At 43.4% G+C, this 12,167-nt stretch carries 10 protein-coding genes and 1 pseudogene; 5 read left to right on the top strand and 6 right to left on the bottom strand.

All coding sequences use genetic code 11. The annotated features are described in order from the left end of the window. On the bottom strand, positions 1 to 774 hold a 774-nt coding region (locus ABEV15_RS06750), incomplete at its 3' end, for a stalk domain-containing protein (RefSeq protein WP_498852738.1). A 113-nt stretch (positions 775 to 887) separates the two neighbouring features. Then, positions 888 to 1,082 (bottom strand): annotated as a pseudogene (locus tag ABEV15_RS06755) (5'-nucleotidase C-terminal domain-containing protein); the annotation flags it as partial. 130 nt (positions 1,083 to 1,212) lie between these two features. On the opposite strand from ABEV15_RS06755, the gene ABEV15_RS06760 reads away from it, so the two are divergent. From ABEV15_RS06760 to ABEV15_RS06770, 3 genes are all read left to right on the top strand, one after another. Next, the gene (locus tag ABEV15_RS06760) at positions 1,213 to 3,432 is read left to right on the top strand and encodes a S8 family peptidase (protein WP_498852739.1); all 2,220 of its coding nucleotides are present in this window, start codon (positions 1,213 to 1,215) and stop codon (positions 3,430 to 3,432) included. 267 nt (positions 3,433 to 3,699) lie between these two features. Continuing rightward, positions 3,700 to 5,142, top strand: a complete 1,443-nt coding sequence (locus tag ABEV15_RS06765; RefSeq protein WP_498852740.1) for an N-acetylmuramoyl-L-alanine amidase — start codon at positions 3,700 to 3,702, stop codon at positions 5,140 to 5,142. Positions 5,143 to 5,154: 12 nt separating this feature from the next. Next, on the top strand, positions 5,155 to 5,901 hold the full coding sequence (locus ABEV15_RS06770) for an S-layer homology domain-containing protein (RefSeq protein WP_498852741.1): 747 nt from the start codon (positions 5,155 to 5,157) through the stop codon (positions 5,899 to 5,901). Positions 5,902 to 5,919: 18 nt separating this feature from the next. Here ABEV15_RS06770 and ABEV15_RS06775 read toward each other — a convergent pair whose 3' ends face one another. Further along, a complete protein-coding gene (locus ABEV15_RS06775; RefSeq protein ID WP_498852742.1) occupies positions 5,920 to 7,263 on the bottom strand; it encodes a SpoIID/LytB domain-containing protein in 1,344 nt (447 codons plus the stop codon). A gap of 2 nt (positions 7,264 to 7,265) precedes the next feature. Beyond that, a complete protein-coding gene (locus ABEV15_RS06780) occupies positions 7,266 to 7,484 on the bottom strand; it encodes a hypothetical protein (protein ID WP_429632928.1) in 219 nt (72 codons plus the stop codon). Between the two features lie 225 nt (positions 7,485 to 7,709). On the opposite strand from ABEV15_RS06780, the gene ABEV15_RS06785 reads away from it, so the two are divergent. Next, positions 7,710 to 8,762, top strand: coding sequence for a glycosyltransferase family 4 protein (locus ABEV15_RS06785; protein WP_498852743.1), 1,053 nt, complete (start codon positions 7,710 to 7,712; stop codon positions 8,760 to 8,762). Between the two features lie 32 nt (positions 8,763 to 8,794). Here the strand turns inward: ABEV15_RS06785 and ABEV15_RS06790 are convergent, their stop codons facing one another. Then, complete coding sequence (locus tag ABEV15_RS06790; RefSeq protein WP_498852744.1) at positions 8,795 to 9,814, bottom strand: LCP family protein; 1,020 nt, start codon at positions 9,812 to 9,814, stop codon at positions 8,795 to 8,797. A gap of 93 nt (positions 9,815 to 9,907) precedes the next feature. After that, positions 9,908 to 10,546, bottom strand: a complete 639-nt coding sequence (locus tag ABEV15_RS06795; protein WP_498852745.1) for a YigZ family protein — start codon at positions 10,544 to 10,546, stop codon at positions 9,908 to 9,910. A 366-nt stretch (positions 10,547 to 10,912) separates the two neighbouring features. Here ABEV15_RS06795 and iscB point away from each other — a divergent pair, with 366 nt between their 5' ends. Beyond that, complete coding sequence (gene iscB, locus ABEV15_RS06800) at positions 10,913 to 12,166, top strand: RNA-guided endonuclease IscB (protein WP_318274976.1); 1,254 nt, start codon at positions 10,913 to 10,915, stop codon at positions 12,164 to 12,166. Position 12,167 lies beyond the last annotated feature (1 nt).

Consider the following 12,167-nt stretch of genomic DNA (forward strand, 5'->3'; position numbering starts at 1 on the left):
GAAAAACATATTTGTTCCGCTCGTCGCCATTTGTGCCCCAAATATACTCATAACCCATGAAGCCGATACGTACCATTCATCGTTTACACGAATCGGTGCGAGCGGAGTGATCATTTCATGGTTATCGACGATCACTTCTCTTTTTCCAGCGGTAATCATCATTTGTCCATGTGACAAACGAACCGTCATTGTTTCATTCGTTTCGATCCAATCGATATTCACATCAATGGCGGTTAATAGCTGTTTCAATGGGATGTATGTATAGACGCCGTCGGTCATCGCGTGGCTCTCGATTTTTGTTTGATTGACATATACAGAAAAAGTGCTTCGTTGCAACGCATTCCATGAAATGCGTACTTCTTTCCCCGTCCATTGAACGTTAGCATCTAACGCTTCCGACACGAATCGAACGGGTACAAACGTGTGCCCTTTGTAAATGATCGGGGGAACATCAAGTGTTACGGACTGACCATTGATTGTTGTGGCTCTTGACTGCACTTGAAGAATGATCGTCTTTTTATTTTTTTGTACAATGACACGTCTTGTTGTTGCGTCCCAATGTACGTTCGCCCCTGTCGATTGAGCGATAGCTCGAAACGGGACGAGAATGCGGTTTTGTACCATAATAGGTGGCACATCTGTTTGTAACGCTTTCCCGTTTGTTATGATCGGGATATGAACAGGTCGAACGCTTGATGCCTGGGCATCTGTTGTCATAAACGACAAGCTAAGAAGCGCAATGACTGCATATCCAATAATTTTGTTTAACAACATATTCACTCCTTCCTAATTCCTAACACATTATACCATATTTATCTCTTTTGTCACATGTGCTACAAAATGGAATAAAAAAGGCGTCCTACCATGACGGTTAGGACGCCTCTCGTTTATTGATTCAAGACTGTTATTCTTCCTTCAACAGTTGGGATCGGCTTGTTCGATTGCAAGTAGTTCATAACAACGGTGCTTAGCAGCTCGCCGCTATCGAACTCAATCGTGCTTGATTTGAACATATCGTAACCGTCGCCGCCTTTTGCGATAAAGTCGTTTGTCGCAACGGTATACATTTTCGTCTCTTCTATTAATCTTTTTTACTAAGAATGTAAAAAAACTATATTTTTTTGTTAATTACCTATTTTTATGCAGTTGCGATTTTTGTCTATTCATGTCGCTGTTGAAACGATACAATGAAAGTACGGAGGGGGATTGTGTGTGAGCAGATGGTTATGGATATGTTTCATTTGTTTTTTTATGCCTCATGTCGTGCAGGCGAATGAAAAAGGGGAGTGGATCGTTCAAGTTCGGCATGCGTCCGACCTTTCATATATGAAACCGTACGTTGTTGATACGATGGGGACGTTTGCGAAAGTATTATTAACGGAAGACGAGCAAAAAAAGATGTCACAGTTACCGTTCGTTTTGAAAATGGAGAAAAACGATACGAAACGAGCAGCTGTCAATGATCCATTGTTTTCAGGGCAATGGTCTTTGTCCATGGTGAATTGGCATATGCCTTCGCTCATATCAGTGAATCGGCTGATCGGTAAGCAGATGATTGTCGATGGACGAGAAGACGTGTATCGTGGTGAGCCGTTTTACGGTGAACATATCGTCGTCGTGCTTGGGGAAGAGAAATTGTCTCGTGTTTCTGTCACGGTCGATCATGTCGAAGGACCGTGGCGTATAGAAGTTCAAGATGAAAAAGGGGAAAGGTTAGGAGAAAATGAAGGGGAGCTTTCTCGTTTAGATGTACTGATCCCCCGTTCTTCTTCAACGATTCATCTATATATCACAGCACCAAATTGGACAAAAGCACCACGCATCGTTGAAGTGAAAGGCGTAAACCATGTTCTTGTTGCGGTTGTTGATTCTGGGATCGTGTTGCATGAAGATTTGAACGATCATGTGCTATATAGTGTAAGTGTTGATTATGCGGAAAAGAAGCGATATGCCGATGATACGTTCGGACATGGGACGCATGTGACGGGCATTTTAGCCGCTCGCATCAATAATGGAAAAGGGATTGCCGGGCTCATTGGCGATGCTCCAATCGATATTTTACCAATTAAAGTGTTAGACCGTTATGGATTTGGTGGCGATTTTGAAATTGCAAAAGGCGTGAAATATGCGCTTGATCACGGTGCTTCCATTATTAATTTAAGTTTAGCCGGTCAAGGAGAGACGGAAGTGTTAAAATCGGTCATCGAAGAAGCAGTAAAACGCGGTGTGCATGTTGTTGCAGCTGCAGGAAATGGTCATATGCCGACGACAAACATTTATCCGGCAAGTTATCCAGGGGTGATTACCGTCGCAGCGATCGATCGGGGACAAAAGCCACTCTCCATTTCGAATTATGGCTGGGAAGTGGAAGTGAGTGCTCCAGGAGATTTTTTAATGAGCACGTATCCATCTGGATATCGAGCGATGCGTGGGACATCGATGGCTGCTCCGCATGTCTCTGCGCTATTAGCTGTATTGCGCGCCATGTATCCAGAAGAAGATGCGTTTCAGCTTCGTAACCGTTTATGGAAAACGGCAAAAGATGTATATTGGCGTGGGTATGAGATGTACACAGGATATGGTGTCATTCAATGGCAGCAAGCCATTGCGCTATCTGCTCCGCCAAGCATTGATTGGTTGAACTTGCAGCCTGGGCAGCCGCTTGAAAAAGATCGCACATATTTTCTTGGCTTATCCTCCCGTTTTCTCGGAATGAACGGTCATTTATTCGTCAATGGAAAGCTCGTTCATTCGTTTATCGTGGACGAGGAAGTGATGTCGTTTCGTTTGTTTGACATTGCAAAACAACAAGGAGATGTGGCGGTTGTCATCACAGACGAGGAAAAGCGGGTGATCGCTTCTGACGTGCGTCTCGTTCCGATTCGACCGACAACGTTTTCTGATGTGAAAAAAACGTATTGGGCGTACGATGTCATCATGCAAGCGCAGCAACTAGGGATCATCCGAGGATATTTAGATGACACGTTTCGTCCAAATACACCTCTTACGCGCCGGCAAAGCATCGTGGTACTTTCTCGCTTGTTCGGTTGGGAGGCACCATCCATATTACAATCTCCTTTTGCCGACATCCCACTAACATCAGCGGATGCCCTTGTTGTGGCGACAGCTGCAGAAAAAGGAGTGGTAAAAGGAAGTGGGGGACGCGCACGTTTAGATGAACCGTTGACGCGTGGACAGCTTGCCCTATTGCTTATGCGTGCGTTGCAACTTGACAATGAGCCAATTCGTTCTGTTTATCCATTCCAAGACGTGACGCAACGAGATGTGTGGCTTGCCGTGCAATTGTTAGCGGAACGAGGATTAATTGCAAAACATGCTTTTTTCCGTCCGAATGATCCAGTCACGAGAGCAGAAATGTGTGCCATAATGGTGCGAGTGTCGACACTAATTCGACAACATTCGACAAAATGAGCATAAAAAAAAGCCCCGCCGTTTCCAAAAGGCGGGGAGGCCGACTTAGCAACCAAAACCTTATCGCATAAGTAAGTATAGCCGTTTTTTTTAAAAAAATCACTACAAAAATAATAACTTTATTTCATAATTTTGTCGCTTCGTGTCGTTATTTGTCGAAAAAGATCAAACCGTTTGTCGAACAGAAAAATATGCTTTGTCGGGTATGGAAAAGGTTAGAATTGTTTGTTATGCTTAATGATAGAAAATTTCGAAAGGGAGAAGAATATGCTGGGGAAACGTCACGTATATTGTCTGTTTATCGTTTTTCTTGCTTTTTTTTCTGTTACCTCACCTAGTTGGGCGAATACGGAACTAAAGCAAGCAGAGCGATTCGTTGATGTCACGGACGATCATTGGGCAAAAAATGAAATTGAATTTTTAGCAAATGAGCAAATTATTAACGGGTATTCAGTTGGGCAAATATCAGAGTTTCGTCCAGCGCAATCGGTGACGCGAGCAGAAGCGGCAAAAATGATCGTCAGCGCTCTCGGACAAACAGAATGGAAAAACGGAACGTTGTCGTTTCAGGACGTTCCCGCTAGCCATTGGGCGCGCGGTTGGATCGCTCGTGCGGTGCAACTCGGTATCATGGGAGGGGACGGTACGACAACATTTCGTCCAAATGATAGCCTTTCGCGTGCAGAAATGAGTGTCGTTCTTGTGAATGCCTTTTCCCTCCCGAGTAAAGGAGCAGCGGTAGAGGGGGCTGCTGTATTTAAAGATATAGCTGGACATTGGGCGCTCAGGCATATTAATCGCTTATATTATCACGGTATAGCGAGTGGCCGAGACGGTCAATTTTTCCCGAAAGATGACATTTCACGTGCCGAGTTTGCGACGTTGCTAGCGCGAACGCTCGATGATCAATTTCGCTTGCCGCTACCAGATTTAATTGAACAAGGAAAAACAAATATTCAAGGAACGGTGACAACTTCTTCGCTTAACGTTCGACAAACTCCGTCAGCAACAGGGACGCTTGTCGGAACGTTGAAAAAAGGACAAGTTGTTGATGTGTACGATATAAACGGATATTGGGCAAAAATTGCGTATAACGGTCAGTTTGCTTACGTGCATAAAACGTATTTAAAACTAAGGAATATGGCAGGCTCTCCTGTGAAAGGACGCATTATTGTCGTTGATGCAGGACATGGTGGAAAAGACCCAGGGGCTATGAGTGGAGGAGCGAACGAAAAAACGACTGTGCTTGAAGTAGCGAAATTGTTAAAAGAAAAGCTTGAAAAAGCCGGTGCGACGGTTGTAATGACAAGAGAGACGGATGTGTACCCGACGCTACAAGATCGTGTTGATATGGCGAAAGATAACTATGCGGAAATGTTTGTCAGCATTCATACAAATTCGGCGGCGAACACAAGTGCGAAAGGTGCTGAAGTATATTACGATTCATCAACAAATCCAAACAGTGAAGAAAGCAGAAAGTTAGCCCAATATATTCAAGAAGAAATTGTACGCATGGCGAATATGGTTGATCGTGGCGTGAAAAATAGCGGGTTGTACGTTTTACGTAACAATAGCGTGACAAGTGTGCTCGTTGAACTTGGGTTTATTTCCAATTCAGAAGATCGAGCGAAATTAACGTCAGCCGAATATCAAAATATATATGCGGAAGCGATTTATCAAGGCATTGTGAAATATTATACATCGCAATAGGGAGGTGGAACGGTGAAAAGGTGGATTATCCCTATTGTTTCTGTCGCCATGTTGTTATTGACAGCTTGCGAGCAGGAACATGCAGGAGCAAGTGGGGGGCAGGAAATTGCGACGGCGCCATGGACGGAGCAGCAGCTAGCGGATACAAATGGCCGTATGAATCAAATCGATGACAAAATGAAACAATTGGAGCAGGAGTTAGCTAAAATAAAAACAGCTGCCGATTCTCTGCAAGTGTTTAAAGATGTACCGATTGATCATTGGGCGTATGTTCATGTTGTTCGTTTATATCATCAAAATATTGTTGGTGGTGTCGGAGACGGCTTGTTTGCACCTGATCAGGCAATTACGCGCGCGCAAGCTGCCGCAATGCTCGTTCGAGCGCTTCAACTGCCGCTATCGACTAAGCCATCGATTTTTGTGGATGTGCCAAACTCTCATCGGTTTGCGCGCGAAATTATGACAGCGTACGAGGCAGGCTTTTTCGGCGGATATCCAAACAATCGCTTTGCACCACAAGAGTCGATGAAGCGGAAACATATGGCAATGGTTATTCAACGGGCCTTTCGATTACAAGCAACATCCGCACCGTATGCAGGGTATAAAGATGTGAACGAAAGAACGCAAGGAGCGTTAGAAATTCGTATCATTTCCCAACACGGCATTGCGGAAGGGGATAACGGTTATTTTTATCCAGAACAACCAACGACCCGCGCTCATTTTGCGACATTTATGAACCGAGCGCTGCAAATCAAATAGGCTGTGCATGTGCACAGCCTATCTGATTTTTTTCACTTCAATGCCTGTATAATAGTACTTTAAAATTTGATCGTACGTAAATCCTTTTTCTGCCATCGAACGCGCTCCCCATTGGCTCATGCCAAGTCGATGTCCCCAGCCATTGCCTGTGAACGTAAATTCCGTTGGAGCGGTCGGATAGTACATCGTTTCGTTTTCTGTCCGAATCGAAGCATTTCCTGTTGCGATCGTCGTTTGTCCGCTAGTTGTTTGAAGCGCATAGCCAGCGATGTGATCAACTGTCTGCTCGGATCCGTCCGCTCGTTTAATTTTCACGTTTGCATTACCTTTGACGTCGAAAGCGATACTTTTTAATGAAATGCCAAAAAATGAACGAAATGAATCTGCCGATGAGACAAATGAAGGGCGCGCCTGTATTGTACGTTTTTGTCCTGTCGCTGGATTGTATACGGTCGCTTCCATTTGTTGAACGCTTCCTGCATTTGTTTTTTGTGTTACACGAAGTGATACAACTTGTTCGTTTGTCAATTTAAATTTAGATGATACCGCATTCGCTGCCACTTTTGCGTTCCACCCGTAATGTAAGTTGTTTGCATGGCGATCGTATGGGTCGGAGACGGAACGAATGTATGGGACGACACTACTCCACACATTTTCGCTATTTTCCGTGTATCCCCCTGAACTTGAATGAAAGTATGCAGCGATTGGTTCGTTTTCATATGTCGCATATACGCCAGCCGTCTCATTGACTGCTGCTGTTGATGCTGCTTTTTCCTTTGATTTTCCGCCATATACTTGGCTCGCTACGGTCATTTGTAAAAACGATGTATTTTTTAATTGAGCGTATGCATAGCTACGAGCCGCCACAGCTTGTGCTTTTAACGCTTCTTTATGCCAAGATGATGGCATTTCTCCAGGGACGACACCTTTTACATAGTCTTCTATGTCTAACGTATTAAATAAGTTTGGTGCTGTCTTCCCAGGAGTGATCTCGAATGAACCGCGATATATGACGGGCGCAGACGTGCCTCCTGCTTGTTGAATGCTGCTGATAGTGACGTCATGTTGTTCGCCTCTTGTTACTTCATCTAATAAAAAGCCACTTGTTGACGTATACGAAACGCCATTAATTGTCGCGACGACTGCTCCGTTCGTTTGTGAAAAGACGATCGGATTTGTAAACGGGATCACTTGCTTTGTTTTTAGATCAATGAGTTGATAGTTCCCATTCGCTGTCGCAAGAAACGTCGCTGTCGGCAATAGTTTTACTTTTACAGGTGTTGGGTACGATGCAGCGTCAACAGACATCGGAATAAATAAAAACGTGATGAGAGCGAATGTGATCCATCGAATGCTTTTCATCGTCATTTCGCCGCCTCTAATTGTTGTTTTAGCTTTTCTACTTCTTGTTCAAGTTGCTGAACGCGCTGCTCAAGCTTTGTGACGCGATCATTTAATGGATTGATTTTTGCTAACACCCATTCTACACTTGCAAGTACAGGTTCACTGTTCGCTAACGCTTTCGATGCAGAAACGGTTAACATCGCTGCAAGTAACATGATGACGATCGTTCTTTTTTTCACCGATTTTCTCCCCCCTTAACTCTATCTGTCTAACATTATAGCAAATGATTTCAACAAAAAGGACGAAAATGTAACAAAATTCTAGTTTTCTATTTTCCATTTATCGATTTTAAAATTTGTGGTATAATGTCTGATAGGTTTGTGAAGAAAGATGGTAGAAAGTGTTACTTTTTAAACGATAGTGGATTGAAAAATCGGGAATGCTAACGAATAGGGAGGTTTCCTATGGTTTATTTCACCTTGTTTCTTTGTTTTGTTGTAGCTGTGCTAATTACGCCTGTTGTCAAATGGTTGGCGTTTCGTGTTGGTGCAACAGACAAGCCAAATCAGCGGAAAGTGCATCAAAAAATTATGCCGCGTTTAGGCGGATTAGCGATCTTTATTAGTTTTATCGTCGGTTATCTCGTATTGAAACCAGCGAGCCCGTATGCGACAGCGATTGTCATTGGTGCGACGATCATCGTATTAACGGGCGTGCTCGATGATATATATGAGTTGCCACCAAAGTGGAAGCTGCTCGGTCAAATCATGGCAGCTGTTGTCGTTGTGTATGGCGGCATTCGAGTCGATTTCATTAACTTGCCGTTCGGTGGTCATTTGGAATTTGGGTTATTAAGCATCCCAATCACGATGCTTTGGATTATTGGGATTACAAATGCGATTAACTTAATTGACGGGTTGGACGGCTTAGCTGCTGGCGTATCGTCGATTGCGCTTGTCACGATTGCTGGAATGGCGGCGACGATGGGCAATACGTACGCATTCGTTTTTGCGATGAGCTTATTATTGCTCGGAAGTACGCTCGGCTTCCTTTTATATAATTTCCATCCAGCGAAAATTTTTATGGGTGATACAGGAGCGTTATTTTTAGGCTATATGATTTCCGTTTTGTCGCTCCTCGGTTTTAAAAATGTCACGGTGTTTTCGTTGATCATCCCGATTTTGATTTTAGGGGTGCCAATTTCGGACACGGTTTTTGCGATTGTGAGACGCATCGTCAACAAACAGCCGTTATCGGCGCCAGACAAATCGCATTTGCACCACTGCTTATTGCGTCTTGGCTATAGTCATCGTCAGACGGTGTTAATCATTTACGGCATGGCAGCGATGTTCGGTATATCTGCCGTTGTGTTATCGAAAGCAACGATGTTTGGGGCATTGCTTGTTATCGCGTTCGTTTTGCTTGTCGTTGAACTTGTGGTTGAGAAAATTGGGCTTGTTGGCAAAGATTATCGTCCGCTACTCAAAATGGTTCGTGGTATGAGAAAAATTTCGTAAAACAAAAGAGGGTGTCTCGATGGACACCCTCTTTACTGTTCTTGAGCGAGTTGTTCCGTTCTTGCTTGATACGATGATACATCAAGATGTGTTTTTAACGTTTGTTTAATTTCATCTACCGTTGTTTCATCTAGTCGGTAATAATATACCCCGCTAATGCGTGCGTCTTCTCCTTTGAGATGAAGCGTTTCGATGTTTGCCCCTGTTCCTTTTGTTGCGTAAGCAAAGAAGCCTCTCATTTCTTCAAACGTTAAGTTTGTCGTCATATTTTTACCGACAGCTTCCATAATATCATCAAATTTCGTTAGCGACTGAACGCTCATCGCTTTTTTGAAGATTGCTTTCATGAGTTCTTGTTGGCGTTTGCCGCGTTCAATGTCGTTATCGTATTTACGTGTTCTCGCAAGTGCTAACGCTTCTTCACCGTTTAATGTTTGCAAGCCAGGCTTTAAGTGAATCGCATTTTTTCGGTCGTTCGAGTCCATTTCGCGAATTTCGTAAGGGACATCAAACTCAATGCCGCCAAGTTCATCGACGACATCGACAAACGCTTCAAAATTCATTTTGACGTAATAATCAACTGGAATATCAAGCAATTCTTCAACGGTTTCGACTGTTGCTTTTACGCCGCCGTAAGCGTGGGCGTGTGCAATTTTATCGTATTTTTTTTCAATTGGAATGTACACGTATGAATCGCGCGGGATGCTAAGCAGTTTTACCGTTTTATCTTTTACATTGAATGTCGCTAGCACAAGCGCGTCGGAGCGAACGGCTCCCATTCCTTTTTTTTGGCGGATGTTGCTGTCATCGACACCGATAAATAAAACGGAGATGTTATCTGAATTTGGATCGACTTCCTTCATTCGTTTCTCCGATTTTTCGCGACCGTCAATTGGTTCAAACGATTGTTGAATGACAGACTGCGCTTTATTGAATAGAAATGTTGCATATGTTGCTCCTCCGATGATAACGAGAAGGAGAGGAAGCAAAACAAACGTCCATATTTTTTTTCGCTTTTTCCTTTTTTTCATGTATACTCGTCTATTTTGCATAGTCGTTCCCCTTTTTCAAAAGTTCAACAAATATCGACATGTAAACAATCATCATTTTACAAAATTTTTATGCAGTCGTAAATGAAAATTTTCTTATTCCTTCACATCAAACTCCACATATACGTGTTCGCCTTCTGTAATCGTGCTTTTTCCGTTTGTCAACTCTGTCATCCATGCGCGGAAATCGTCTTTTTGTTTTTCTTCAACATATGTGTCAATCGTCACATGTTCCGCATAATGAATGTCTTTGATTGTATAGACTGAGGAGCGCAATTCGTTTTCGACTTTGCCAAGCCATGTATAGTCGATTGTTGTATGCATGATGCGCATGAGTTTACGTTCGACGATGCCTGACGCTTTCAGCCCTTCGGTTACCGCTTTGCCGTAAGCGCGCACAAGGCCGCCAGCGCCGAGTTTAATGCCACCAAAATATCGCGTCACGACAACGACCGTATCTTTTAGCTTTTTCTTTTTTAACACTTCTAGCATCGGAACACCTGCCGTGCCGCTCGGTTCCCCATCATCGTTTGCTTTTTGAATATGGTCGTGTTCCCCAATGATATACGCGGAACAGTTGTGCGTCGCATCCCAATGTTTTTTCTTTATTTGTTGGATAAAGCGCACAGCTTCTTCTTCTGTTGTCGCGCGCTCGACATAACAAATGAAGCGCGATTTTTCAATGACGATTTCTGCCTCTCCATATCCTTTTACCGTATAGTATGCCTCTAACAAAGCGTAATCACCTCAAATGCTTATTGGAATGTTGTTCGTCTTTTGTCGAAAAATGCTGATGGAAATAAACGAAACGTGCTATAATAAAAATTATAAGGCGGGATGTGACATGGTCAACTACCCACCACTTAAAGCCTAACGACTTTTGAAGTGGGGGCTTGTAAAAAGCCCTAGTTGACTACCCCAAGTCTTTCGAGGACTACGTTGGAAGGGTCATGACACCTACGAATGCTCCTCTAGTTCGTAGCCACTGTCGTTGATGGTTAAAAGTCCTGATGGGTAGGGACGGTGCTGTCAACATCACAAGCCCTTCCAACATGGGGGAAGAGGAAGAACACTCCGAAAAAGGAGGTACACGCCTTGTTCGTGTACGTGATCAATAAGCATGGCAATCCATTGATGCCGTGCTCACCAAGAAAAGCAAGGATATTGTTAAAAAACAAAAAAGCAAAAGTAGTAAAAAGAACACCGTTCACGATTCAACTACTATACGGTAGTAGCGGATACAAGCAACCGATTTCTCTAGGTGTAGACACAGGAACAAAACATGTTGGGCTATCCGCTACCACAAAAAATCAGGTGCTTTTAGAAGCAGAAGTACAATTGCGTACGGATATTCAAGAATTGTTAGCAACGAGGAGGCAATTTCGCAGAAGTCGGAGAAATCGAAACACAAGATATCGAAAAGCCCGATTTTTGAATCGTAAGAAGCCAAACGGCTGGTTAGCCCCTTCGATTCAGCATAAAGTGGATAGTCATATCAAATTAGTAAAATGGGTACATTCGCTGCTTCCGATTACCCATATCACCGTTGAAGTGGCACAATTTGATACTCAAAAGATAAAGAATCCTGATATTCAAGGTGCAGCATATCAACAAGGAGAGCAATTGGGCTTTTGGAACGTAAGGGAGTATGTATTGTATCGAGACGGTCATACATGCCAATGGTGCAAAGGAAAATCAAAAGACCCTGTACTGAATGTCCATCATATTGAAAGCAGAAAGACGGGTGGCGATTCCCCGAGTAATCTCATGACACTGTGCAAAACTTGCCACGATATGATTCATCGAGAGGGATTAGAACACGAAATACAGCGGAGATTCTCTTCGTTGAAAGACGCTTCCCACATGACAGTGATGCGTTGGTTTATCTGGAATGGACTAAAGAAAGTGTATCCGCATGCAAATATCACATACGGGTATATCACCAAGTGTATTCGCATTGCTAATGGACTGCCTAAATCTCATATGGTGGATGCTCGTTGTATTAGTGGAAATCCACTAGCTAAGCCAAGTGGCACGGTTTATCTTCTAAAATTCGTTCGCAAAAACAACCGTCAATTGCATAAGGCAACCATCTTGAAAGGTGGAAAACGAAAATCAAACAAAGCTCCACGATTTGTTAAAGGGTTTCAACTGTTTGACAAGGTGGTGTACGAAGGAAAAGAATGTTTCATATTTGGCAGAAGAAGCAGCGGTTATTTTGACCTTCGGCTGTTAGATGGCACAAAAGTGCATGCTTCAGCAAGCTGGAAAAAGCTAAAAAGAGTTGAGTATGCTAGTACATTACTAATTGAAAGGAGGAAGGGCGATTCCTCCCCGACTTTCGCTCTCGCTTAGA

Source organism: Bhargavaea massiliensis (genome assembly GCF_050480245.1).
Lineage (GTDB): Bacteria > Bacillota > Bacilli > Bacillales > Anoxybacillaceae > Anoxybacillus.

What these genes read in the sequence shown, in the direction of transcription:
- ABEV15_RS06765 (WP_498852740.1), top strand. Translation starts at nt 3,700, where the DNA reads ATGCTGGGGAAACGTCACGTATATTGTCTGTTTATCGTTTTTCTTGCT.
- ABEV15_RS06775 (WP_498852742.1), bottom strand. Translation starts at nt 7,263, where the DNA reads ATGAAAAGCATTCGATGGATCACATTCGCTCTCATCACGTTTTTATTT.
- ABEV15_RS06785 (WP_498852743.1), top strand. Translation starts at nt 7,710, where the DNA reads ATGGTTTATTTCACCTTGTTTCTTTGTTTTGTTGTAGCTGTGCTAATT.
- ABEV15_RS06790 (WP_498852744.1), bottom strand. Translation starts at nt 9,814, where the DNA reads ATGCAAAATAGACGAGTATACATGAAAAAAAGGAAAAAGCGAAAAAAA.